The 24817-nt window shown below is 71.7% G+C and carries 17 protein-coding genes; 15 read left to right on the forward strand and 2 right to left on the reverse strand.

What is annotated here, in order from left to right; genetic code table 11:
* Positions 1-86 precede the first annotated feature (86 nt).
* Positions 87-2735, forward strand: coding sequence for a valine--tRNA ligase (locus DRB89_RS03070; protein ID WP_112446558.1), 2649 nt, complete (start codon positions 87-89; stop codon positions 2733-2735).
* Between the two features lie 81 nt (positions 2736-2816).
* Here DRB89_RS03070 and DRB89_RS03075 read toward each other — a convergent pair whose 3' ends face one another.
* Positions 2817-3410, reverse strand: coding sequence for a vitamin K epoxide reductase family protein (locus DRB89_RS03075; protein ID WP_112446559.1), 594 nt, complete (start codon positions 3408-3410; stop codon positions 2817-2819).
* A 139-nt stretch (positions 3411-3549) separates the two neighbouring features.
* On the opposite strand from DRB89_RS03075, the gene DRB89_RS03080 reads away from it, so the two are divergent.
* On the forward strand, positions 3550-4698 hold the full coding sequence (locus tag DRB89_RS03080) for a histidine kinase (protein WP_112446560.1): 1149 nt from the start codon (positions 3550-3552) through the stop codon (positions 4696-4698).
* Here DRB89_RS03080 and DRB89_RS03085 read toward each other — a convergent pair.
* Positions 4695-5759, reverse strand: coding sequence for a rod shape-determining protein (locus DRB89_RS03085; protein WP_112446561.1), 1065 nt, complete (start codon positions 5757-5759; stop codon positions 4695-4697). The genes DRB89_RS03080 and DRB89_RS03085 overlap by 4 nt on opposite strands.
* Positions 5760-5876: 117 nt before the next feature.
* Here DRB89_RS03085 and DRB89_RS03090 point away from each other — a divergent pair, with 117 nt between their 5' ends.
* From DRB89_RS03090 to DRB89_RS03150, 13 genes are all read left to right on the forward strand, one after another.
* Entirely contained in the window at positions 5877-7391 is a 1515-nt protein-coding gene (locus DRB89_RS03090; protein WP_112446562.1) for a folylpolyglutamate synthase/dihydrofolate synthase family protein, read from the forward strand.
* A gap of 4 nt (positions 7392-7395) precedes the next feature.
* Positions 7396-7746, forward strand: a complete 351-nt coding sequence (locus tag DRB89_RS03095) for a DUF4233 domain-containing protein (protein WP_112446563.1) — start codon at positions 7396-7398, stop codon at positions 7744-7746.
* A gap of 103 nt (positions 7747-7849) precedes the next feature.
* Positions 7850-8260 carry a nucleoside-diphosphate kinase gene (gene ndk, locus DRB89_RS03100; RefSeq protein WP_112446564.1) on the forward strand — a complete coding sequence of 137 codons (411 nt, stop codon included), beginning with the start codon at positions 7850-7852 and terminating at the stop codon, positions 8258-8260.
* A 296-nt stretch (positions 8261-8556) separates the two neighbouring features.
* Entirely contained in the window at positions 8557-9576 is a 1020-nt protein-coding gene (locus DRB89_RS03105; protein ID WP_112453164.1) for a rod shape-determining protein, read from the forward strand.
* Between the two features lie 208 nt (positions 9577-9784).
* On the forward strand, positions 9785-10726 hold the full coding sequence (gene mreC, locus DRB89_RS03110; protein WP_112446565.1) for a rod shape-determining protein MreC: 942 nt from the start codon (positions 9785-9787) through the stop codon (positions 10724-10726).
* Positions 10727-10738: 12 nt separating this feature from the next.
* Positions 10739-11443, forward strand: coding sequence for a rod shape-determining protein MreD (gene mreD / locus DRB89_RS03115; protein ID WP_112446566.1), 705 nt, complete (start codon positions 10739-10741; stop codon positions 11441-11443).
* Between the two features lie 13 nt (positions 11444-11456).
* Positions 11457-13637, forward strand: coding sequence for a penicillin-binding protein 2 (mrdA, locus tag DRB89_RS03120; RefSeq protein ID WP_112446567.1), 2181 nt, complete (start codon positions 11457-11459; stop codon positions 13635-13637).
* A gap of 14 nt (positions 13638-13651) precedes the next feature.
* A complete protein-coding gene (rodA, locus tag DRB89_RS03125) occupies positions 13652-14851 on the forward strand; it encodes a rod shape-determining protein RodA (RefSeq protein WP_112446568.1) in 1200 nt (399 codons plus the stop codon).
* Between the two features lie 79 nt (positions 14852-14930).
* Positions 14931-16451: a CYTH and CHAD domain-containing protein gene (locus DRB89_RS03130; protein WP_112446569.1), complete on the forward strand. Its 1521-nt coding sequence runs from the start codon at positions 14931-14933 to the stop codon at positions 16449-16451.
* Positions 16452-16522: 71 nt separating this feature from the next.
* Positions 16523-18448, forward strand: coding sequence for a TIGR03960 family B12-binding radical SAM protein (locus tag DRB89_RS03135; RefSeq protein ID WP_204357617.1), 1926 nt, complete (start codon positions 16523-16525; stop codon positions 18446-18448).
* Positions 18449-18562: 114 nt separating this feature from the next.
* Entirely contained in the window at positions 18563-19627 is a 1065-nt protein-coding gene (locus DRB89_RS03140) for a hypothetical protein (RefSeq protein WP_112446571.1), read from the forward strand.
* Between the two features lie 126 nt (positions 19628-19753).
* On the forward strand, positions 19754-20545 hold the full coding sequence (locus tag DRB89_RS03145) for a TIGR03936 family radical SAM-associated protein (protein WP_112453165.1): 792 nt from the start codon (positions 19754-19756) through the stop codon (positions 20543-20545).
* A 234-nt stretch (positions 20546-20779) separates the two neighbouring features.
* A complete protein-coding gene (locus DRB89_RS03150) occupies positions 20780-24817 on the forward strand; it encodes an Rne/Rng family ribonuclease (protein ID WP_112463198.1) in 4038 nt (1345 codons plus the stop codon).

Raw genomic sequence — 24817 nt, forward strand, 5'->3', positions numbered from 1 at the left:
CTGGCGGAAGGCGGCGCCGCGAAGGGCGCCGGGTCCTGGGAAAGCCGGTTTCATGACTGGACTGTTACCGCTCTAAACTGTGGCTCGTGACCGAGAACACGCAGACACCCAGCCGCCCCGACTCCGAACTGCCGACTGCCTACGCGCCGGCCGAGGTAGAGGGGAAGCTCTATGAGCGCTGGGTAGAGCGTGGGTACTTCACGGCCGATGCCGCGAGCGAGAAGCCCGCGTACACCATCGTCATCCCGCCGCCGAACGTCACCGGCTCCCTGCACCTGGGGCACGCCTTCCAGCACACGCTGATGGACGCCCTGACCCGCCGCAAGCGCATGCAGGGCTTCGAGTCGCTGTGGCTGCCCGGCATGGACCACGCCGGTATCGCCACCCAGAACAAGGTCGAGCAGCAGCTCGCCGAGGAGGGCAAGTCCCGCCACGACCTGGGCCGCGAGGAGTTCGTCGAGCGGGTCTGGCAGTGGAAGGAAGAGTACGGCGGCAAGATCCTCGGCCAGATGCGCCGTCTCGGCGACGGCGTCGACTGGTCCCGTGAGCGCTTCACCATGGACGAGGGCCTCTCCAAGGCCGTCCAGACGATCTTCAAGAAGCTCTACGACGACGAGCTCATCTACCGTGCCGAGCGCATCATCAACTGGTGCCCCCGCTGTCTGACGGCCATCTCCGACATCGAGGTGGAGTACCAGGAGGACGCGGGCGAGCTCGTCTCCATCAAGTACGGCGAGGGCGACGACACGCTCGTCGTCGCGACCACGCGTGCCGAGACGATGCTCGGTGACACGGCCATCGCGGTCCACCCGGACGACGAGCGCTACAAGCACCTGGTCGGCAAGCTCATCAAGCTGCCGCTCACCGACCGCTCCATCCCGGTCGTCGCGGACACCCACGTCGACCCGGAGTTCGGCACCGGCTGCGTCAAGGTGACCCCGGCGCACGACCCGAACGACTTCGCGATCGGGCAGCGCCACGGCCTGGCCAACATGACGATCATGGACGAGCGCGGCGTCATCACCGTCCACGGCCCCTTCCTCGGCCTGGACCGCTTCGAAGCCCGCTCCGCGGTCGTCGGCGCGCTGCGCGAGCAGGGCCGGATCGTCGCCGAGAAGCGTCCGTACATGCACTCCGTCGGGCACTGCTCGCGCTGTTCCACCACCGTCGAGCCCCGCCTGTCCCTCCAGTGGTGGGTCAAGGTCGAGACGCTGGCCAAGGCCGCCGGCGACGCGGTGCGCGACGGCCGGGTCTCGATCCACCCCGAGGAGATGTCGAAGCGCTACTTCGACTGGGTCGACAACCTCAACGACTGGTGCATCTCGCGCCAGCTGTGGTGGGGCCACCGCATCCCGATCTGGTACGGCCCGGCCGGCGAGGTCGTCTGCGTCGGACCCGACGACGAGGCGCCCACCGGCGAGGGCTGGGTCCAGGACACCGACGTCCTCGACACCTGGTTCTCCTCCGGCCTGTGGCCCTTCTCGACGCTGGGCTGGCCGGAGAAGACCCCGGACCTGGAGAAGTTCTACTCCACCGACGTCCTGCTCACCGGCCACGACATCATCTTCTTCTGGGTCGCCCGGATGATGATGTTCGGCCTGTACGCCATGGACGGCGAGGCGCCCTTCAAGACGATCGCGCTGACCGGCCTGGTCCGCGACGAGCGCGGCAAGAAGATGTCGAAGTCCGCCGGCAACGTCGTCGACCCGCTGGACTGGATGGACAAGTACGGCTCCGACGCCGTCCGGTTCACCCTGGCCAAGGGCGCCAACCCCGGCACCGACGTCCCGATCGGCGAGGACTGGGTCCAGGCCTCCAGCAAGTTCGCCAACAAGATCTGGAACGCCACCCGCTTCGCGATGATGAACGGCGCCACGATCGAGGGCGAGCTGCCGCCGGTCGAGGAGCTGTCCGCCACCGACCGCTGGGTGCTGTCCCGTCTGAACAAGACGGTCGCGCAGGTCGACGCGTACTACGAGGACTACCAGTTCTCGAAGCTGGCCGACGCCCTCTACCACTTCGCGTGGGACGAGGTCTTCGACTGGTACGTCGAGCTGTCGAAGACGACCTTCTTCGCGGGCGGCGAGCAGGCCAAGGTCTCGGGCCGGGTCCTCGGCGAGGTCCTCGACGTCATGCTGCGGCTGCTGCACCCGGTGGTCCCCTTCGTCACCGAGACGCTGTGGACCACGCTGACCGGCGGCGAGTCCCTGGTGATCGCCGACTGGCCGAAGGCTGTGTCCGTTCCTGGGGCTGACGCCCCGGGCGGTTTCCGCGACGCGGCCGCCGAGGCCGAGATCGAGGCCGTCCAGAGCCTGGTCAGGGAGGTCCGCCGGTTCCGCAAGGAGCAGGGCCTCGACGACAAGCAGAAGGTCCCGGCCCGCCTGGACCTGTCGGCCACCGCGCTGGCCGCCCACGAGGCCGCCATCCGCCAGGTGCTGCGCCTCCAGCCGCAGGGTGACGACTTCAGCGCCACCGCGACCCTCCCGGTCGGCGGAGCCACCATCGCGCTCGACCTGTCGGGCACCATCGACGTGGAGGCGGAGCGCAAGCGGCTGAGCAAGGACCTGGCCGCCGCCGAGAAGGAGAAGCAGCAGGCCGAGGCGAAGCTCGGGAACGAGGCGTTCATCGCCAAGGCCCCCGACAACGTCGTGGACAAGATCAAGGGCCGTCTGACCAAGGCCGAGGCCGACATCGCCCGGCTCAAGGTCCAGCTGGACACCCTGCCCGCCGCTTAGGCAGCGCGCATGCGAAGGCCCCCACGCCGTCGGTCGACGTGAGGGCCTTCGCGGTATCTGTTCCCCGTCAGGGGCCCGGCGTCACAGCAGCCGCTCGCCGAACTCCGTCAGGATCAGCGCGGTGAGCACCCCGTACGCGGCCAGCGGCACCAGCCAGTGGGGGAGCGCCCGCAGCCGGGAGCAGGCCGGGGCCAGGTGGCGGGTGACGTACCAGAACAGCGGGATGACCACCGCCCAGACGACCATGCACCACGGGCACAGCGCCCCGATCACGTACAGGCACTGGCTGATCAGCCACAGCGTGAAGGCGAAGCCGCCCGCGATCCCCACCCACAGCCCGCGCCACAGCCACCGCGGGAACACCGCGCCGGCCACCAGGGCCGCGCCCAGCCCCGCGAGCGCCGCGAAGCCGGCGATGCCGAGCAGCATGTTGGGGAAGCCGAGCAGGTTGCCCTGCCAGGTGGTCATCACGTCGCCGCAGCTCAGGACCGCGTTGACGTTGCAGCCCGGGGTGAAGAGCGGGTCCTCCAGGGTGCGGATGCGGTCGTAGGTGAGGATGCCGGAGGCCAGCGTGCCGATCACGCCGCCGATGAGCAGGAGCAGCGGGAGCCCCGGGGAGGGGCGGTCGGGGCCGGGATGCCCGGGGATCTTGCCGGGGCTGGTTCGGGGGCTCATTCCTTTCACGCTACGAAACGGGGTGCCGCGGCGGCAGGGCCATCCGGCCATGTCCGGACACATCCGAAGTGCCGTATGTCACTGGCCGCGGGGCGGCGCCGTCGCGGATCCGGTCCGGTGACCACGGATGATGGGTGGCATGCACGTCAAGCCCGTCGCCTCGGCGCTCCACTGGGCCGCGGCCTCCGGCCGCCGCTTCACCGGGAGCTGGGCCGGGTCACCGCGGGCGATGGACATGCTCACGGCAAGCGGGTGTTTCGCCCTGATGGCGCTGGACCTGCCGGGTCTGGCCGCCGCCGACAACTCCCTGACCGGCCCGCTCGCCGCCGTCGTGCTCGCCGCGGGCTGCCTCAGCCTGCTGGTGCGGCGGCGCGCTCCCTGGGTGGCGTACCTCACCGCACTGCTCTTCATCGGCTGGCTGCACGAGCTCACCCTGATCCAGTTCGCCCTGTACTCCGTCGGCCGCTACCGGGGGCGCCGCGCCGGAGTCCTGGCCACCCTCGGGTACGTGGCCTTCGCGCTGGTGGCGTTCGCCGTGCCCGGCTGGTCCGAGCCGCGGGCCGAGACGCTCAGCTCCTTCCTCAGCCTCGTCGTGCCCATCGGCGTCCTTGCCTCGGCCGTCGGCATCGCCGCCTACCGCCACGACCTCGTGCGCGAGCTGGACACCCGGCGCGCCGAGTCCGCCGTGCTGCAGGCCGTCCAGCAGGAGCGGACCTCCGTCGCCCGCGACGTCCACGACTTCGTCGGGCGCGAGCTGACCCTGCTCACCGTCCGCTCCGAGGTGCTGTCGATGCGGGCGCGCGAGACGGCGTACGCGAAGGACTTCGAAGAGCTCGCCGACACCGCCCGCCGGGCCCACCTGGTGCTCAACGAGATCATCGTGCAGCGCGGGGAGCGGGCCGCGACCCCGGGCGTGGAGGGGCTGGCGGCCCTCGCGCAGGAGAGCGGGCGCGCGGGTTCCCCCGTACGGCTCCATCTGGATCCGGACGTGCACGGGCTGTCGCCGCTGCGGCAGGCGGCGGTCTACCGCGTGGTGCAGGAGTGCCTGACCAACGCCGCCAAGCACGCCCGCGGCGAGACCATCGAGGTGTCCATCACGGCGGACGGGCCGCAGCTGCGGATCGCCGTGAGCAACGGGCTGCCGGAGCGCAACCCGACCCGGGCCCCGGTCTCGGCGGGCTCGGGGACCGCGAGCATGTCCGAACGCGTGCGCAGCCTGGGCGGGACCCTGACGGCGACGCGCACGGACGACGCGTACGAGGTCGTCGCCACCCTCCCGAAGGGCTAGGCCTTCGCCGGTGCCAGCAGGCTGCTGAGCGTGTCCATGTCCTCCACGCACCGGCCCGAGCCCAGGGCCACGCAGTCCAGCGGGTTGTCCGCGACGAAGACCGGGATCCCGGTCGCGGAGGCCATCCGCAGGTCCAGGCCGGGCAGCAGCGCGCCGCCGCCGGTCAGGACGATGCCGTGCTCCATGACGTCGCCGGACAGCTCGGGCGGGCACTCCTCCAAGGTGGTGCGCACCGCGGCGATGATCGCCTCGACGGGCTCGTCGAGGGCCGCCCGCACGTCGGCCGCGCCGAGCTCGAGGGTCTTGGGCATGCCGCCGACCTTCTCGCGGCCCCGCACGGTGAAGGTGCGGGTCTCCAGCTCCGGCCGGTCGGGCACCGGCCAGGCCGAGCCGATGGCCACCTTGACGTCCTCGGCGGTGCGCTCGCCGATGAGCAGGGCGTGCTCCTTGCGGACGTAGTCCATGATCGCGGCGTCCAGCCGGTCGCCGCCGACCCGCAGCGACTGGGAGGTGACGATGCCGCCCAGCGAGATGACGGCGACCTCCGAGGTGCCGCCGCCGATGTCTACGACCATCGACCCGCGCGGTTCGGACACCGGCAGCCCGGCTCCGATCGCCGCGGCCATGGGTTCCTCGATGAGGTGGACGGTCTTGGCGCCGGCCCGGGTGGAGGCGTGCACGATGGCCCGCCGCTCGACCGGGGTGACCCCGGACGGAACGCAGATCACCATGCGGGTGCGCACCCGCCGACCGGGGACGGCCTTGCGGACGAAGTGCCGGATCATCTCCTCGGCGGCCTCGTAGTCGCAGATCACGCCGTCCTTCAGCGGGCGGATGGCGGTGATGGAGCCGGGGGTGCGGCCGATGGTCTCCTTGGCTTCCTTGCCGACGGCGAGGGCCGTGGTCGTGCCGGCCCTGACCGCCACCACGGACGGCTCATTGAGGACGATTCCGTGTCCGCGTGCGTAGACGAGGGTGTTGGCGGTGCCCAGGTCGATCCCTATGTCGCGGCTGGAAGGTGTCTTGTCGGGCCCCGTTTTTTCACTGCGCGCCTGCGGCATTTATTCCCCTATCTCCTGCCCGCAAGGCTTGCATAACGATCCGGTCGCATTCGCCGCCGAAGGTCCTGAAGCGACCGGGCCGAAAGTCCTGGCGGCCTTCGTCCGTAGACTGGTCCCGTGAGTGAGCAGCAGCCCGAGAGCCACGATGACCGCTTCGACGAGTTCGACCAGATCGTGGCGGAAGAGTCCGACCGCGACCCCGACCTGGCGGTGATCGCTGCGGGCAGCCGGACCCTGCGCGCGCAGTCCGGTCCACCCCAGGGCGAGCCGGTGCCCGACGTGCCCGCCGATCCCGAGGTGGCCGAGGCGCTGCGGGAGGTGGAGGAGGAGCTGGCCGGCCGCTGGGGCGAGACCAAACTGGAGCCGTCCGTCACGCGGATCGCCGCGCTGATGGACGTCCTGGGCGAGCCGCAGCGCGCGTACCCCTCCATCCACGTCACCGGCACCAACGGCAAGACGAGCACCGCCCGCATGATCGAGTCGCTGCTGAACGCCTTCGAGCTGCGCACCGGCCGCTACACCAGCCCGCACGTGCAGTCGGTCACCGAGCGGATCAGCCTGGACGGGGCGCCGATCACCGCCGAGCGGTTCGTCGAGACCTACCACGACATCAAGCCGTACGTGGAGATGGTGGACGCGGCCGAGGAGTTCCGGCTGTCGTTCTTCGAGGTCCTCACCGGCATGGCCTACGCGGCCTTCGCGGACGCCCCGGTGGACGCGGCCGTGGTCGAGGTCGGCATGGGCGGCACCTGGGACGCGACGAACGTGATCGACGGCGCGGTCTCGGTGGTCACCCCGATCAGCCTGGACCACACGGACCGGCTCGGCTCCACGCCCGGTGAGATCGCCACGGAGAAGGGCGGGGTCATCAAGCAGGGCGCCACCGTGATCCTGGCGCAGCAGCCGGTGGACGCGGCGCAGGTGCTGCTGAAGAAGGCCGTCGAGGTCGACGCGACGGTGGCCCGCGAGGGCATGGAGTTCGGCGTCGTCAGCCGCGAGGTCGCGGTGGGCGGGCAGCAGCTGACGCTGCGCGGCCTGGGCGGCGAGTACGACGGGATCTTCCTGCCGCTGCACGGCGCCCACATGGCGCACAACGCGGCGGTGGCGCTGGCCGCGGTCGAGGCCTTCTTCGGGGTCGGCGCGGACCACGCGCGGGTGCTGGACGCGGACACGGTGCGCAAGGCGTTCGCCTCGGTGACCTCGCCGGGCCGCATGGAGGTCGTGCGGCGCAGTCCGACGGTGGTCCTGGACGCGGCGCACAACCCGGCCGGGGCGCTGGTCACGGCGGAGGCGGTGACCGAGGCCTTCGGCTTCAGCCGGCTGATCGGGGTCGTGGGCGCGAGCGAGGGCAAGGACGCGCGGGGGCTGTTCGAGGCCTTCGAGCCGATCTTCGCCGAGGTCGTGATCACGGAGAACACCAGCCACCGGGCGATGTCCGCCGACGACCTGGCGGCCGTCGCGATCGAGGTCTTCGGGTCGGACCGGGTGCAGGTGGAGCCGCGGCTGGACGACGCCCTGGAGGCGGCGATCACCCTGGCGGAGGAAGAGGCGGAGTACGGAGGGGCCGGGGTCCTGGTGACCGGGTCCGTGATCACGGTGGGCGAGGCCCGCCTGCTGCTGAAGAGGGGCTGAGGGAATGCGCACGCTGTGTGCTTCGACGCTGATCGGCGAGTTCTTCGTGGTGGGGTTCGCGGGTCTGGTGGCCATGAAGGACCCGGACCTGGGCCAGGCGGCGGTCTGGTCGGTGTGCGGGGCCGTGATGCTGCTGTCGGTCCTGCTGTGCGGGATGCTGTCGCGGCCGGGTGCCGTGCAGATCGGCTGGGCCCTGCAGATCGGCCTGATCCTGAGCGGCTTCGTGGTCCCGACGATGTTCTTCCTGGGCGCGGTGTTCGCGGGCCTGTGGTGGTGCTCGGTCCACTACGGGCGCAGGATCGACACGATCAAGGCGGGCTGGGCGGCCCAGGCGGAAGCCCGGACCGAGGCGTAGCCGGACGCTCGGGGAAGGGGCCCGCGAAGGCCCCGCCCCGGCGGGGTCCCGGTCCCCTGTAGCCTCGTCGGACCGCACCCGTATGCCGCAAGGAGTTACCCACATGACCCAGCGCACGCTCGTCCTCCTCAAGCCCGACGCCGTCCGTCGCGGCCTGATCGGCGAGATCGTCGGCCGCATCGAGCGGAAGGCCGGCTGGACCATTGCCGCGCTGGAGCTGCGCACGCTGGACCAGGAGACCCTGGAGGCGCACTACGGCGAGCACAAGGGCAAGGTGTTCTACGAGCCGCTCATGGGCTTCATGGCGAGCGGTCCCGTCGTCGCCCTGGTCGTCGAAGGGGAACGCGTGATCGAGGGTGTCCGCCAGCTGGCCGGCCCCACCGACCCGATCGCCGCGGCACCCGGTTCCATCCGGGGCGATTTCGGCACCGTCACCCGGGAGAACCTGATCCACGCCTCGGATTCCGAGGAGTCCGCGGAGCGCGAGCTGAAGCTGTTCTTCCCCGCGCTGTGATCACTCTTCACTGACGCAACATCAGCCGAATAGCGCTCATGACCTGGGGCGACCGAAGTAATTTCGGTCGCCCTTTGGTATTACCGGACATATCCGGGAACGCATCGACAGGACACGACGTCACCACTAAGGGGGCGGGTATCCATTCCGGCGGGCTTGCCGGAGTCCCGTCGCGCGGTGTCCGTACTTGCGGCACTACGATGGGGCCTCCACCCACACACCCACCTCGCCGACCTGACAGCAGCCGCTATCAACTGGAAGGCCAGACGCTCCTCATGGGGAACAAGGGGAACTACATGTCGTTCATCGGCCGTGACATGGCGATCGACCTCGGGACCGCCAACACGCTGGTGTACGTGAGGGGCCGGGGAATCGTCCTGAACGAGCCGTCCGTGGTCGCCATCAACACGAACACCGGCGGCATCCTGGCGGTCGGCACCGAGGCGAAGAAGATGATCGGGCGCACACCCGGCAACATCGTCGCCGTTCGGCCCCTCAAGGACGGCGTAATCGCCGACTTCGAGATCACCGAGCGAATGCTCCGGTACTTCATCCTCAAGATCCACAAGCGCCGCTACCTGGCCCGTCCGCGCGTTGTGGTCTGCGTGCCCTCCGGCATCACGGGAGTGGAGCGCCGCGCCGTCATCGAGGCGTCCACGCAGGCCGGCGCCCGCCAGGTGCACATCATCGAGGAGCCCATGGCCGCCGCCATCGGCGCGGGCCTGCCCGTCCACGAGGCCACCGGCAACATGGTCGTGGACATCGGTGGCGGCACCACCGAGGTGGCCGTCATCTCCCTCGGCGGAATCGTCACGGCACAGTCCATCCGGGTGGCCGGAGACGAGCTGGACAACGCGATCATCCAGCACATCAAGAAGGAGTACTCGCTCCTCCTCGGCGAGCGCACCGCCGAGCAGATCAAGATCACCATCGGGTCGGCGTACGACCTCGACAAGGACGAGCACACCGAGATCCGCGGCCGCGACCTGGTCTCCGGGCTGCCCAAGACCGTCGTGATCTCGGCTGCCGAGGTCCGCAAGGCGATCGAGGAGCCGGTCAACGCCATCGTCGACGCGGTCAAGACCACCCTCGACAAGTGCCCGCCGGAGCTCTCCGGCGACATCATGGACCGCGGCATCGTCCTCACCGGTGGCGGCGCCCTGCTGCGCGGCCTCGACGAGCGGCTGCGCCGCGAGACGGGCATGCCCATCCACATCGCCGAGGACCCGCTCGACTCCGTCGCCCTCGGATCCGGCAAGTGCGTCGAGGAGTTCGAGGCGCTCCAGCAGGTCCTGGACGCCCAGCCCCGACGCTGAGTCGCCCCGCCGCCGGCCGGTGGAACACAAATGATCCGCCGTACGGGTGCTACCGGGCCCGTGCGGCGGATCGTTGATATACAGGCAAGGTCCGTTGCGAGCCCCGGCTCCACCGGAGCGGCTTTGCCGCACGGCCCGTTGCGAGCCCCGGCTCCACCGGAGCGGCTTCGCCGCACAGGTAACTATGAGGAAGGCACGGCCGCCGCACGTGAGGGACACACGAGAAAGCCGGCTGCTCCTGGTGCTTCTGATCGCCATCGCGTTCGCATTGATCACGGTGGACATCAGGACGGGCGAGGAGTCGCCGGTCGACGGTGCCCGGCAGGCCGCCGCAGCGGTCTTCGGGCCGGTCGAGAAGGGCGTGGCGAGGGGTGTCGACCCGGTCGCCAACGCCATAGGGGCGGTACGGGACTCCGGCGAGCGGCACAACCGCATCGCCTCGCTGGAGCGCGAGAACGCGGCACTGAAGGCCAAGCTCGGCAGCGACGACCAGACCCGCAGCCGGATCCGCGAGCTCGACGAGATGCTCAAGCGGGCGGGCGCCGGGCAGTACGGCATCAAGGGCGCCGAGGTCATCGCCATAGGAGCGGCCCAGGGCTTCTCCTGGACCGTCACCATCGACGCCGGCAGCAAGGACGGCATCGAGCGTGACATGACCGTCCTGAACGGGGACGGACTCGTCGGACGCGTCGCCACCGTCGGCCCCGACACCGCCACCGTGGTCCTCGCCAACGACCCCGACTTCACCGTCGGCACCCGGCTGGAGAAGACCGGCGAACTCGGCTTCGCCACCGGACAGGGCGACCGCTCGCTGTCCGTGCAGATGCTCAACGGCAAGGCCAAGATCAACGAAGGTGACCGCCTCGTCACCTTCGGCTCGCGCGGCAACAAGCCCTTCGTCCCCGGCGTCCCGATCGGCGAGGTGGTCAAGGTCGACCCCTCGCGCGGCGACCTGACCCGTACCGTCTGGGTCCGCCCCTTCGTCGGCTTCTCGCGCCTGGACATCGTCGGCGTCGTGGTGATGCCCCCGCGCGAGGACCCGCGCGACGCCGTACTGCCGCCCAAGCCCGAGGCGCCCAAGCCCACCCCGACGGTCACCGTCACGGTCACGCCGTCGGCCAGCGCGCCCGGCAAGCCGGCCGACGACTAGGAGCCGACCACCATGCGCTTCAACCGGATCCTGCTCTCGGGCACGCTCGTCGTCGTCGCCCTCGTCGTCCAGGTCTCCATCCTGGGCCGGCTCCGACTTCCCGGAGCCGTCCCCGACCTGGTCCTCCTCACCGTCGTCGCCCTCGCACTCGTGTACGGATGCGTCAGCGGCGCCCTCATCGGCTTCGCCGCCGGCCTCCTCACCGACCTGGCCCCGCCCGCCGACCACGCCGCCGGACGCTACGCGCTCGTGCTCTGCGTCATCGGCTACGTCGCCGGCCTGGTCCGCCCCGACACCGGGCGGTTCCGCTCCGCCTGGGGCCCGATGCTCACCGTCGTCGGCGCCGCCTTCGCCTCCACGTTGCTCTACGCGGGCGTCGGCGCCCTGGTCGGCGACACCGCCGCCCGCCACGTGGGCCTGACCGGACTGCTCTTCACCGCGGTCCTCTACGACCTGCTGCTCGCGCCCTTCACCGTGCCGTTCATCATGGCCCTGGCCCGCCGCGCCGAGAACGACCCGATGGCCGTCGACGCCAACGGCGGGCCCCCGGCCGGCAAGGACATCGCCTCCGGCTGGCTGGCCGGCGGCACCGGACTGCGGATCGGCAGCCAGCGCGGCGGCCTGCGGATGAAGACCGCCCGCAGCCGTGCCAACCGGGCCGGCCGGATAAAGGGCGTCAAGGGCATCAAGGGTGTGAAGAGCGTCAAGAAGCTGTGAGGGAGGAGTCCGCGTGACCAACATTCCTGAGACCGGCCGCACCTCCCGGGTGCGGATCCGGCTGGTGATCATGCAGGTCCTCGTCTTCTCCCTGCTGCTCACCCTCGGCGGGCGCCTGTGGTACCTCCAGATCCGCAACGGCGACGAGTACTACCACGAGGCGAGGAGCAACCACGTCCAGCGGGTCGTCCAGCCCGCTGTGCGCGGGGCGGTCCTCGACGCCCGCGGGGTTCCGCTCGCCGACAACGAGACCCGCCTGGTCGTCTCCGCCAGCCGCACGGCGCTGATGAAGATGAAGGACCGGGGCAAGGGCGTCATGACCCGCCTCGCCGGCGTCCTGGACATGACCCCCAAGGAGGTCATGGAGAAAGTCCGCCTCTGCGACTCCGAGACCCCGGCGCCCTGCTGGAACGGCTCCCCGTACCAGCCGATTCCGATCACGCTCGAAGCCACCACGCAGCAGGCGCTGCAGCTCCGCGAACGCCCGGAGGACTTTCCCGGCGTCACCGCGGAGCCCACCGCCGTCCGCCGCTACCCGGCACCCGCCGGGGCCCGCACCGCACAGGTGCTCGGCTATCTCTCGCCGGTCACCGACGAGGAGATCCAGAAGGCCAAGGACACCGACTCGCCGCACCTGCGATCCGATCAGGTGGGCCGCTCCGGGATCGAACGCACGTATGACAAGTACCTGCGCGGCAAGGCGCAAGTCACCTCGTACGAGGTCGACAACCTCGGCCGGGTCATGCACCAGACCCAGTCCGACCCCGGCGTCGCCGGATCCACCCTCGTCACCAGCATCGACGCCCGGGTCCAGTCCGTCGCGGAATTCGAGCTGCAGCAGGCGATGAAGACCGTTCGCCAGGAGACCGACAAGATCACCGGCCGCAAGTACGAGGCCGACTCGGGCGCCGTCGTCGTCATGGAGACCAAGACCGGCCGCGTCGTCGCGATGGCCTCGCAACCCGACTACGACCCCAACGCCTGGGTCGGTGGAATCTCCGCCAAGGACTACGCCAACCTCACCAGCAAGAACTCCAACTACCCGCTGCTCAACCGGTCCATCCAGGGCCAGGCCCCCGCGGGCTCCATCTTCAAGGTGGTGTCGGCGAGCGCGGCCGTGCGGGCCGGTTACGCCTTCGACGACAAGTACAACTGCAGCGCTTCCTACAGCATGGGCAACCGGAGCTTCGCGAACTTCGAGTCGAAGGGGCACGGCCCCATCAGCCTCGGCGAGGCCCTCAAGTTCTCTTGCAACACCGTCTTCTACGCCCTCGGGCACAAGGAGTGGCAGCGCGACGGCGGCCTGAAGCCCAAGAAGGACGCCCACGACTGGTTCTACCGGACCGCCCGTGAATTCGGCCTCGGCTCCGAGACCGGGATCGATCTGCCGAACGAGGTCACCGGCCGCATCCCCGACCGCCGGTGGAAGAAGAACTTCTGGGCGGCCAACAAGGACTCCTGGTGCAAGCAGGGCAAGAAGGGCGGCACCTACGTCGAGCAGATCGCCTACGAGAGCTGTCTCGAAGGCAACCAGCTGAAGGCGTTCGACAGCATCAACTTCGCCATCGGCCAGGGCGACGTCCTCGTCACGCCCATCCAGATGGCCACCGCGTACTCCGCCATCAGCAACGGGGGCACGCTCTACGACCCCACGGTCGGCAAGGCGGTGATCAGCCCCGACGGCAAGCACGTCGAGATGATCAAGCCCAGGTCCCACGGCAGGCTGCCGATCGACGCCCAGACCGTCAGGGACCTCGACAAGGGCCTGCGCATGGTCGTCGAGCCCGGCGGCACCGCCGCCTGGCGGTTCGGCGGCTGGCCGCTGGACAAGATCCCGATGCGGGCCAAGACCGGCACCGCCCAGGTCTACGGCAAGCAGACCACCTCGTGGCTGGCGACCTACACCGACGACTTCACGATCGTCATGACGATCTCGCAGGGCGGCACCGGCTCCGGAGCCTCCGGCCCCGCCGTCCGCAACATCTACAACGCCATCTACGGCCTCGACATGGCCGGCAAGCAGGACGTGAAGAAGGCCCTGCTGCTGGGACCCGAGGCGAAACTGCCCAGGATCCGCCCCGACGGCTCCATCGACTCCCCCGAGATCCGGCCGTACGTGCCGCCGTCCCCGGAGGAGCTGGCGCCGCCCGCGCTCGCCGGCCCGCCCGCCGCGCGCCCCGCGCAGCACGACTGAGGACCGAAACAGACATGCAGACCGCGAACAAGTTCTCCGTATCCCGGTACGCGCCGGAGCGCGGGGCGATGGCCAAGCTCACCGCGCGCGACTCCGTGGTGCGCCGCCTCGACTGGCCGATACTCCTCTCCGCGCTCGCGCTCTCCCTCCTCGGCGCCCTGCTGGTGTGGTCGGCGACCCGCAACCGGACCTCGCTGAACAACGGCGATCCGTACTACTTCCTCTTCCGGCACGCCATGAACACCGGCATCGGCCTCGTGCTGATGATCGCCACCGTCTGGCTCGGCCACCGCACCCTGCGCGGCGCCGTACCGATCCTGTACGGGCTCTCCGTGGTGCTGATCCTCGCCGTGCTCACCCCGCTCGGCGCCACCATCAACGGCGCCCACGCCTGGATCGTCATCGGCGGCGGCTTCTCGCTCCAGCCCTCCGAGTTCGTGAAGATCACGATCATCCTGGGCATGGCGATGCTGCTCGCGGCCCGGGTGGACGCGGGCGACCTCGTCCACCCCGACCACCGCACGGTCGTCAAGGCGCTCTGCCTCGCCGCCGCCCCGATGGGCATCGTCATGCTGATGCCCGACCTCGGCTCCGTCATGGTCATGGTCGTCATCGTGCTCGGCGTCCTGCTGGCCTCCGGCGCCTCCAACCGCTGGGTGGTCGGCCTACTCGGCTCGGGCGCCGCCGGCGCCATCCTGATCTGGCAGCTCGGCATCCTCGACGAGTACCAGATCAACCGCTTCGCGGCCTTCGCCAACCCCGAGCTCGACCCCGCCGGCGTCGGCTACAACACCAACCAGGCGCGCATCGCGATCGGCTCCGGGGGACTGACCGGCTCCGGGCTCTTCAAGGGCTCGCAGACCACCGGCCAGTTCGTGCCGGAGCAGCAGACCGACTTCGTCTTCACGGTCGCGGGCGAGGAGCTCGGCTTCGTCGGCGCGGGGCTCATCCTCGTGCTGCTCGGCGTCATCCTCTGGCGGGCCTGCGTCATCGCCCGCGAGACCACCGAGCTGTACGGGACGATCGTGTGCGCCGGGATCATCGCCTGGTTCGCCTTCCAGTCCTTCGAGAACATCGGCATGACCCTGGGCATCATGCCGGTGGCCGGGCTCCCGCTGCCGTTCGTCTCGTACGGAGGATCGTCGATGTTCGCCGTGTGGGTGGCCATCGGGCTGCTCCAGTCGATCAGGGTGCAGCGGCCGATGTCGGCCTGACCGGACGACCGGGGGCCGCTTTCGGCCGCTCTCCCCGTTCGCCTTCACGTGGCCGTCCGTTCAGGACTAAGTTCGATTCATGGCGGATACGAAGCGCGAGATCGAGCGGAAGTTCGAGTTCTCCACGGTCAAGCAGGCCCGGCGCGGGGTGCCGGACCTGACGGGCACGGCCGCCATCGCGGCCGTCGCCGACCAGGGCACCGTCGACCTCGACGCCGTCTACTACGACACCCCCGACCAGCGGCTCGCCGCCGACGGGCTCACCCTGCGCCGCCGCACCGGCGGCAAGGACGCCGGCTGGCACCTCAAACTGCCCGTCGCCCCCGGGGTCCGCGACGAGATCACCACCCCCCTCAGCGACACCGTGCCGCCCGCGCTGACCGCCCTGCTGCGCTCACGCCTCCGCGACGCCCCGCTGGAACCGCAGGTCAGGCTCCTGTCCTCGCGCAAGGTCAGCCATCTCCTGGACGCCGGCGGAGCCCTCCTCGCGGAACTGTCCACCGACGCCGTGCGCGCCGAGCGCCAGGGCGCCACCGCCGCCTGGACCGAGGTCGAGGTGGAACTCGCCGACGGCATCGACCCCGAACTGCTCGACGCCGTCGAGAAGGCCTTCCGCAAGGCCGGACTGCGCGTCTCGGACGCGCCCTCGAAGCTCGCCCGCGCGCTGGACGAGACCGGCGCGCGGCCCCCGGCGCGCCCCGGGCCGCCCGACCCCGCCGGGGGCGCGACCGGCGCGTACGTCCTCGCGTACCTGCACGAACAGCGCGACACCCTGATCGCCCAGGACCCCGCAGTCCGCCGCGGCCTGCCCGACTCCGTCCACCAGATGCGCGTCGCCACCCGGCGGCTGCGCAGCGCCTTCAAGACCTACCGACGCGTCCTCGACCCCGCCGAGACCGGACCCGTCGGCGAGGAGCTGCGCTGGCTCGCCGCGGAGCTCGGCATCGACCGCGATCAGGAAGTCCTGCTGGAGCGGATCCAGACCCGCCTCGGCGAGCTCCCGCGCACCCTGCGGCTGGGCCCGGTCGGCGGCCGCCTGAAGATCTGGCACACCACCCGCCGCACCGGCTCGCGCAGGGCCGCCCTGGCCGCCCTCGACAGCAGGCGGTACGTGGCCCTGCTGGACGCCCTCGACGCCCTGCTGGCCGACCCGCCCCTGCGGAAGGCCGCCGGCCGGCCCGCCGAGACGGCCCTGTCCGCCGCGGTCCTCGCCGACTACGGGCGCCTCGCCGACCGGGTCGAAGGCGCCCTGGCCCTGGACCCGGGGGAGCCGCGCGACCTGGCCCTGCACGAAGCCCGCAAGGCGGCGAAGCGTGCCCGGTACGCGGCGGAGGCGGCGGCGCCCGCCCTCGGCAAGCCCGCGCGGCGCCTGGCCAAGGCGGTGAAGGCGGTGCAGAACCTGCTCGGCGACCACCAGGACAGCGTCGTCGCCCGCGAGGCCCTGCGCGGACTCGGGGTCCAGTCGGCCGGCGCGGGGGAGTCGGCCTTCACCTGGGGCGTGCTCTACGCCCGCGAGGAAGCTCTGTCCGCCCGTCGCGAGCGGGAACTGCCCGAGGTGTGGGCGGGAACCGCGGCTCAGGCGGGGGCGCTGCGCGGCTGATCTTCGGGCGGGGGGCTACCGGCCCTCGGGGTACGCTTGAGAGTCGCCCCCTGCCCGCTTCAGAAAGTCGCGTGATGACCGAGTCGGTCTTCCCTCAGCTCGAGGCTTTGCTTCCGCACGTCCAGAAGCCGATCCAGTACGTCGGCGGTGAGCTCAACTCGACCGTCAAGCCCTGGGACAGCGCCGACGTGCGCTGGGCGCTCATGTACCCGGACGCGTACGAGGTCGGGCTACCCAACCAGGGCGTCATGATCCTGTACGAGGTGCTGAACGAGCGCGAGGGCGTGCTCGCGGAGCGCACGTACAGCGTGTGGCCGGACCTCGAAGAGCTGATGCGCGAGCACAAGGTGCCGCAGTTCACCGTCGACTCCCACCGTCCGGTCGGGGACTTCGACGTCTTCGGGCTCTCCTTCTCCACCGAGCTCGGCTACACGAACATGCTGACGGCCCTGGACCTCGCGGGCATCCCGCTCGAGGCGAGGAACCGTACGGTCGACCACCCCATCGTGCTCGCGGGCGGCCACGCGGCCTTCAACCCCGAGCCGATCGCCGAGTTCATCGACTGCGCGATCATCGGCGACGGCGAGCAGGCCGTGCTCGACATGACCGAGATCATCCGCGCGTGGAAGGCCGAGGGCAGGCCGGGCGGGCGCGAGGAGGTCCTCCTGCGCCTCGCGAAGACCGGCGGCGTCTACGTGCCGGGCTTCTACGACGTGGAGTACCTGCCGGACGGCCGCATCGGCCGTGTCGTCCCGAACCGCTCCGGCGTGCCGTGGCGCGTGTCCAAGCACACGGTCATGGACCTCGACGAATGGCCCTACCCCAAGCAGCCCCTGGTCCCGCTCGCCGAGACCGTCCACGAGCGCATGTCCGTGGAGATCTTCCGCGGCTGCACCCGCGGCTGCCGTTTCTGCCAGGCCGGCATGATCACGCGCCCCGTGCGGGAGCGAAGCATCACCGGCATCGGCGAGATGGTGGAGCGCGGCCTCAAGGCGACGGGCTTCGAAGAGGTCGGCCTCCTGTCCCTGTCCTCGGCCGACCACACCGAGATCGCGGACATCGCCAAGGGCCTGGCCGACCGCTACGCGGACGACAAGGTGGGCCTGTCCCTCCCGTCGACCCGCGTGGACGCCTTCAACGTCGACCTCGCGAACGAGCTGACCCGCAACGGCCGCCGGTCCGGTCTGACCTTCGCCCCCGAGGGCGGCTCCGAGCGCATGCGCAAGGTCATCAACAAGATGGTCTCGGAAGAGGACCTGATCCGCACGGTCGCCACGGCGTACGGCAACGGCTGGCGCCAGGTGAAGCTGTACTTCATGGTCGGCCTGCCGACCGAGACCGATGAGGACGTGCTCCAGATCGGCGACATGGCGGTCAACGTCATCGCCAAGGGCCGCGAGGTCTCCGGCCAGAACGACATCCGCTGCACGGTGTCGATCGGCGGGTTCGTGCCGAAGCCGCACACCCCGTTCCAGTGGGCGCCGCAGCTGTCGGCGGAGGAGACGGACGCCCGCCTGGGCAAGCTCCGGGACAAGCTCCGCGGGGACAAGAAGTACGGGCGCTCCATCGGCTTCCGCTACCACGACGGCAAGCCGGGCGTCGTCGAGGGCCTGCTGTCCCGCGGCGACCGCCGCGTCGGCGACGTCATCCGCGCCGTGTACGAGTCGGGCGGCCGCTTCGACGGCTGGCGCGAGCACTTCTCGTACGACCGCTGGATGCAGGCGGCGGAGAAGACGCTGCCGGCCCACGGCGTGGACGTGGCCTGGTACACGACGCGCGAGCGCACCTACGAGGAGGTCCTGCCCTGGGACCACCTGGACTCGGGCCTCGACAAGGACTGGCTCTGGGAGGACTGGCAGGACGCCCTCGACGAAACCGAGGTCGAGGACTGCCGCTGGACCCCGTGCTTCGACTGCGGCGTGTGTCCTCAGCTCGATACGAGCATCCAGATCGGCCCGACGGGCAAGAAGCTGCTGCCGCTGTCGGTGGTGAAGTGACCCGGGGCTGAGGCCCGCCCCGTCTGTGCCCCCCACCGGGAACGGTGGGGGGCACATTCATGTGAAGGGGAGGCCCCGGGGAACGGCGCGGGGGCGTGGTGTGTCCTTAGGGGCATGGAACTGGAGAAGTCGCAGCCGTTGCCGCAGGGTGACGGGTGCCTGGTCGGGGTCGTGCGGATCCCCGTGAAGATCGTGGCCGTGCTGATCGTGCTGCCCGTACGGGTGGTCTGGGACCTGCTCGTCGCGTTCGCGCGGCTGCTGAACCGCAGCGTCCTCGGACCGGTGGGGCGGGGGCTGCGCTGGTTCCACGAACAGGCCGTGCTGCCGGTGCTGCGCGGGATCGGGTGGCTGGTCGGGGGACTGCTCAAGCTGGTCTTCTATTGGCCCTGGGTGGGGCTCTGGCGGTACGTCATGGTCCCCGTGGGGCAGGCCGTCCTCGCCTACCTGCTGCGGCCGGCGGGCCGGGCGCTCGGGTGGGCCGGCCGGGTGCTGGCGACCGGGCTGTGGCGGTACGTGCTGGTGCCGCTCTGGGAGTACGTGCTCGCGCCGGTCGGGCGCGGGACCGCCCGGCTGGTCGCCGGCGGCGTGCGGTACCTGGTGGTCCTGCCGGCGCGGGCGCTGTGGCGGTACCTCCTGGTCCCGCTCGGGCACGGACTGCTCTGGCTGGCCCGGGGGATCGCGGCCGTCGTGACCTGGCTGGTCATGGCGGTGTTCGTCTGGCCCTGGGCCGCGCTGTGGCGGTACGTCCTCGCCCCGGTCTGCCGGGGGCTGTACGCCTACCTGCTCGCCCCGCTCGGTCGGCTGCTCGTCAGCGCCTGGCACCTCGCGGGCCGCGCGAGCCGGGCGCTGGGGCGCGGGCTCGTCCGGATCTGGCGGTGGCTCGTCGTGCGGCCCGCCGCCTGGCTGCTCCGCCACGTGCTCACTCCCGCCGCGAACGCCGTCCGCCGCGCGGCCCGCGCGGTGCACCGGCAGGCCATCGCCCCCGTCGGCCGCACCCTGCGCGCCCTGTGGCACACCTCCCGCCTCGCGGTCCGCGAGGCGCGGGCCGACGTACGGAGGGCGCTGTTCGGTGGCCCGCCCCGGGAACCGGCGAGGTCACGGGCGCGTACTCTGGGTAGTAACAGAGCCGCAGGCGACGCGCCCGCCCCCGAGAGCCCCCTGTACAAAACGCAGGGGTGAGCCGGCGGGCACGGCGTGGCCGGCAGGCCCCACAGACCTCAGGGCGACGCGCGAGCGCGGAGCCCCGCACAAGGAGAAGAACCACTGGGCAAGCGACAGCCCGAAGGCCCGCCTCCCGCACCGGTGGTGCAGCGCATTCGACTGCGCTACACCAAGCGCGGCCGCCTCCGGTTCACCAGTCACCGGGACTTCCAGCGCGCCTTCGAGCGGGCACTGCGCCGCTCCGAGGTGCCCATGGCGTACTCGGCGGGCTTCACCCCGCACCCGCGCGTCTCGTACGCGAACGCCGCCCCGACCGGGACCGGCAGCGAGGCCGAGTACCTGGAGATCGCCCTCGCGGAGCGCCGCGACCCGGCGAAGCTCCGCGAACTGCTCGACGAATCGATGCCGCTCGGCCTCGACATCATCGACGCCGTGGAGGCCCACACCTCCGGTCTCGCCGACCGGCTGACGGCCTCCGTCTGGGAGCTGCGCCTGGACGGCGTGGAGCCCGCGGACACCGAGCGGGCCGTCGAGGCCTTCCTCGCCGCCGAGAGCGTGGAGGTCCAGCGCCGCACCAAGAACGGCATGCGGACCTTCGACACGCGCGGCGCCGTGGTCAGTCTGGAAGTGGTTCCCACTTCGGCCACCGCGGCGGCTGATAGGCCCCTGGACAATGCTTGTGCGATACTGCGGCTGGTTGTTCGGCATCTGACACCTGCCGTGCGACCCGACGACGTCCTGTCCGGTCTCCGAACCGTGGCCGACCTAACGCCGCCGGTCCCCGCAGCGGTGACCAGGCTGGCGCAGGGGCTCTTCGATGAGGAGTCCGGCACGGTGACCGACCCGCTCGCGCCCGACCGCGAAGCTGCGACGACGGCCCCACCCACGGCCGCCGTAGCCGCCGACGCGAAGGCGCCGGAAGGTCCCTCCGCGTAGGGATCGTCGTCGTCGCGCAGCCCTGGCACTCGGGAGCCACCTGGGTCGGGCCGCGCACAGACTTGAAGACTTCCGCCAGGCCGTACGGACTACCACGTACGGAACCGGCGGCCATTGAACTGAGCTCCCGTGTGGCGAACGCGCCCCGGAGGCCGGCTCCTCGCTCATCGTGCGGAGCCGTGCCGGACCGGAAGTCAGCCGCGGCGCCCGGGAGCGTGACGGGAGAAACCCCGCATGCTCAACAACGAAAACGACAACACCGCCAACAGCGCAGCCGCCGACACCGGCAGCCCGAGTGACAACCTGCCTCCGCGCAGGCGCCGGCGTGCCGCTTCCCGGCCGGCCGGCCCGCCCGGCGGCGCCGTGACGCCCGCCGAGGCCGCTCCGGCTCCTGCGGCCGAGGCCGCTCCCGCCGAGGAGGCCGCTCCGGCCGCCGCCCCGGCTCGTACCCGTCGCCGTGCGACCCGCGCCGTGGCCGCCCCCGAGGCGCCGGTCGTCGAGGCCGCGCCGGTCGTGGCCGAGGCTCCGGCCGCTCCCGCCGTCGAGGAGGCCGCCGCCCCCGCGCCGCGTGCCCGTCGCCGTGCCACCCGTGCCGTGGCCGCCCCCGAGGCGCCCGCCGCCGAAACCGCCGCCCCGGCTGCCGAGGCCGCTCCCGCCGAGGAGGCCGCTCCGGCCGCCGCCCCGGCTCGTACCCGTCGCCGTGCGACCCGCGCCGTGACCGCCCCCGAGGCGCCGGTCGCGGAGGCCGCGCCGGCCGCTCCCGAGGCTCCGGCCGCCGTGGTCGAGGCTCCGGCCGTCGAGGAGGCCGCTGCCCCCGCGCCGCGTGCCCGTCGCCGTGCCACCCGCGCCGTGACCGCCCCCGAGGCGCCGGTCGCCGAGGCCGCGCCGGTCGTGGTCGAGGCTCCGGCCGCTCCTGCCGTCGAGGAGGCCGCCGCTCCCGCGCCGCGATCCCGTCGCCGTGCCACCCGCGCCGTGACCGCCCCCGAGGCGCCCGCCGCCGAAGCCGTCGTCGAGGAGGCCGCCGCCCCGGCGGCCGCGGCCGGCAAGGCCACCGTCACCGTCGCCGACGCCGTGGACTCCCCGAAGCGCGGCGGCCGCCGCCGCGCCACCCGTACCACCACGACCCCGGCCGCCGCCCCGGCGCAGCCCGTGGCCGCGGCCCCCGCCGAGGAGCCCGCCGCCCCGGCGCCGGCCAGGGGCGGCCGCCGCGCGGCGCGCCCCGCCGTCGCCGTGTTCCAGGCCCCGGTCTTCGCCGAGCCGATGTTCCAGACCCCGGAGACCGCTGCCATGGCCGCCGCTGCCGCCGCCGCTTCGGTGGACGAGGCCGAGGAGGACGAGGACGCCGAGCTCGAGGCCGAGGTCGTCGAGGCTCCCGTCGCGCAGCCCGCCGGCCGTCGCCGCCGCCGTGGCCGCGGCGCCGCCGAGCCCGTCGCCGCTGAGGTCCAGGCCCCGGCCGCGCCGTCCGGCCCGGTCACGCTGGCCGACGTAGAGCTGGTCGAGGAGGAGTCCGAGGCAGCCGAGCTCGACGAGGACGACAGCGACGAGTCGGGCGACCGCCCGTCGCGCCGCCGCCGTCGCGGTGGCCGTCGCCGCCGCCGCGGTGAGACCGCCGACCTCGACGAGTCCGCCGAGGAGGAGGCCGAGACCGAGTCCGCCGAGGAGGCGGACGAGGAAGACGCCGAAGAGGACGAGGACAACGGGCCGCTCGGCTCCAGCTCCAGCCGTCGTCGCCGTCGTCGTCGTCGCCGCAGCGGTGACGGCGGTACGGACGCCGAGGCGGGCGAGGACGACGGTGTGCGCACGGTCGTCAAGGTCCGCGAGCCGCGTCCGGCGCGCGAGCGCGTCGAGGCCCTGTCCACCTCCTCCGACGAGGTCCAGTCCATCAAGGGCTCGACCCGTCTCGAGGCGAAGAAGCAGCGCCGCCGCGAGGGCCGCGAGCAGGGCCGCCGCCGCGTCCCGATCATCACGGAGGCCGAGTTCCTGGCCCGCCGCGAGGCCGTCGAGCGCGTCATGGTCGTCCGCCAGGCCGGCGAGCGCACCCAGATCGGCGTCCTCGAGGACAACGTGCTCGTCGAGCACTACGTCAACAAGGAAGAAGCCACCTCGTACGTCGGCAACGTCTACCTGGGCAAGGTCCAGAACGTGCTGCCGTCGATGGAGGCCGCCTTCATCGACATCGGCAAGGGCCGCAACGCGGTCCTGTACGCCGGCGAGGTCAACTTCGAGGCGCTCGGCATGGCCCACGGGCCGCGCCGCATCGAGTCCGCCCTCAAGTCCGGCCAGTCGGTCCTGGTGCAGGTCACCAAGGACCCGATCGGCCACAAGGGCGCCCGCCTGACCAGCCAGGTCTCGCTGCCCGGCCGCTACCTGGTCTACGTGCCCGAGGGCTCGATGACCGGCATCAGCCGCAAGCTGCCCGACACCGAGCGCGCGCGCCTGAAGACCATCCTCAAGAAGATCGTCCCCGAGGACGCGGGCGTCATCGTGCGCACCGCCGCCGAGGGCGCGAGCGAGGACGAGCTGCGCCGCGACGTCGAGCGCCTGCAGGCCCAGTGGGAGGACATCCAGAAGAAGTCGAAGATGATCTCGACCTCTTCGCCGAGCCTCCTGTACGGCGAGCCGGACATGACCGTCCGCGTCGTGCGCGACATCTTCAACGAGGACTTCTCGAAGGTCATCGTCAGCGGTGACGGCGCCTGGGAGACCATCCACGGCTACGTGAACCACGTGGCTCCGGACCTGTCCGACCGGCTGTCGCGCTGGACCTCCGAGGTCGACGTCTTCGCGACGTACCGGATCGACGAGCAGCTCGCCAAGGCGCTCGACCGCAAGGTGTGGCTGCCCTCGGGCGGCTCGCTTGTGATCGACAAGACCGAGGCGATGATCGTCATCGACGTCAACACCGGCAAGTTCACCGGTCAGGGCGGCAACCTCGAGGAGACCGTCACCAGGAACAACCTGGAGGCGGCCGAGGAGATCGTGCGCCAGCTGCGGCTGCGCGACCTCGGCGGCATCGTGGTCATCGACTTCATCGACATGGTCCTGGAGTCCAACCGCGACCTGGTCCTGCGGCGCATGCTGGAGTGCCTGGGCCGTGACCGCACCAAGCACCAGGTGGCCGAGGTCACCTCGCTGGGCCTGGTCCAGATGACCCGCAAGCGGGTGGGCCAGGGTCTGCTGGAGTCCTTCTCCGAGACCTGCGTCCACTGCAACGGCCGCGGTGTGATCGTGCACATGGAGACCCCGACCGTGGTCGGCGGCGGTGGCAACGGCAAGCGTTCCAAGCGCCGCGGCGGCCAGGCCGGCGGGCACGAGCACGACCACGACCACGAGACCGAGGCCGTGGACACCGCCGAGAGCGATGTCTACGAGGTCGAGTCCGAGGCCGAGTTGGCTGCCGAGGTCGCCGCGCCGTTCGCGCTGCCCGAGCCGGCCTTCGTCGCCGACGAGGAGCTCTACGGCAGCCCGGCCGAGGCCGAGGCCGCCGCGGGCGTCAGCGGCCGCCGCAACCGCCGCCGCGCCACCCGCAAGGCGACCGCTCCGGCGGGCGCCCCGCGCGGTGCGGCTGTCCCGGCTCCCGCCCCCGTGGCGGAGCCGGTCGCCGAGCCGGTCGCCCTGCCCGAGGCCGAGCTGGTCGAGGTCCTCGAAGTCGCCCTGCCCGAGGTCGAGGCCGCCGTCGTGGAGCCGGTCGTGGAGGAGGCCCCCAAGGGCCGCACCCGCCGCCGTGCCACCCGTAAGGCCACCGCCTCGGCGGGTGCCCCGGCCGAGGCCGTCCAGGCCCCGGAGCCGGTCGCCGAGGCCGTCGTGGCCGAGGTCGCCCTGCCCGAGGTCGAGCCCGAGCCCGCGCCGGTCGTCGTGGAGGCCCCGGCGGAGCCCGTGGCCGAGGCCGCACCGGCCCGTCCGCGCCGCCGTGCCACCCGTAAGGCCACCGCACCGGCCGGTTCCCCGGCGGGCGCGGAGGCGGCCGTGCTGGTCGTCGAGGCGCCCGTGGAGGCCCCGGTGGAGGCCCCGGCCGAGGCCGTCGTCGAGGAGGCCGCCCCGGCGGCTCCCGCCAAGAAGGCGGTCCGCAAGACGGCCGCCAAGAAGGCGACGACGACCGCGGCGAAGAAGGCCCCGGCCAAGAAGGCGGCGACCGCCAAGAAGACCGTCGCCAAGAAGGCGGCGACGGCCAAGACGGCCGCGAAGAAGACCGTTGCGAAGCGGGCGACGAAGAAGACCGCGGCGGCCGAGCAGCAGACGCTGCCCTCCGTCTCGGCTCCGACCGAAGCCTGA

The sequence above is a fragment of the Streptomyces sp. ICC4 genome, from assembly GCF_003287915.1.
GTDB lineage: Bacteria > Actinomycetota > Actinomycetes > Streptomycetales > Streptomycetaceae > Streptomyces > Streptomyces tritrimontium.

Excerpts from the sequence above, each read along its gene's own strand:
- DRB89_RS03075 (WP_112446559.1), bottom strand. The coding sequence starts at position 3,410 with ATGAGCCCCCGAACCAGCCCCGGCAAGATCCCCGGGCATCCCGGCCCC.
- DRB89_RS03080 (WP_112446560.1), top strand. The coding sequence starts at position 3,550 with ATGCACGTCAAGCCCGTCGCCTCGGCGCTCCACTGGGCCGCGGCCTCC.
- DRB89_RS03085 (WP_112446561.1), bottom strand. The coding sequence starts at position 5,759 with ATGCCGCAGGCGCGCAGTGAAAAAACGGGGCCCGACAAGACACCTTCC.
- DRB89_RS03095 (WP_112446563.1), top strand. The coding sequence starts at position 7,396 with ATGCGCACGCTGTGTGCTTCGACGCTGATCGGCGAGTTCTTCGTGGTG.
- ndk (WP_112446564.1), top strand. The coding sequence starts at position 7,850 with ATGACCCAGCGCACGCTCGTCCTCCTCAAGCCCGACGCCGTCCGTCGC.
- DRB89_RS03105 (WP_112453164.1), top strand. The coding sequence starts at position 8,557 with ATGTCGTTCATCGGCCGTGACATGGCGATCGACCTCGGGACCGCCAAC.
- mreD (WP_112446566.1), top strand. The coding sequence starts at position 10,739 with ATGCGCTTCAACCGGATCCTGCTCTCGGGCACGCTCGTCGTCGTCGCC.
- rodA (WP_112446568.1), top strand. The coding sequence starts at position 13,652 with ATGCAGACCGCGAACAAGTTCTCCGTATCCCGGTACGCGCCGGAGCGC.
- DRB89_RS03130 (WP_112446569.1), top strand. The coding sequence starts at position 14,931 with ATGGCGGATACGAAGCGCGAGATCGAGCGGAAGTTCGAGTTCTCCACG.
- DRB89_RS03140 (WP_112446571.1), top strand. The coding sequence starts at position 18,563 with ATGGAACTGGAGAAGTCGCAGCCGTTGCCGCAGGGTGACGGGTGCCTG.
- DRB89_RS03150 (WP_112463198.1), top strand. The coding sequence starts at position 20,780 with ATGCTCAACAACGAAAACGACAACACCGCCAACAGCGCAGCCGCCGAC.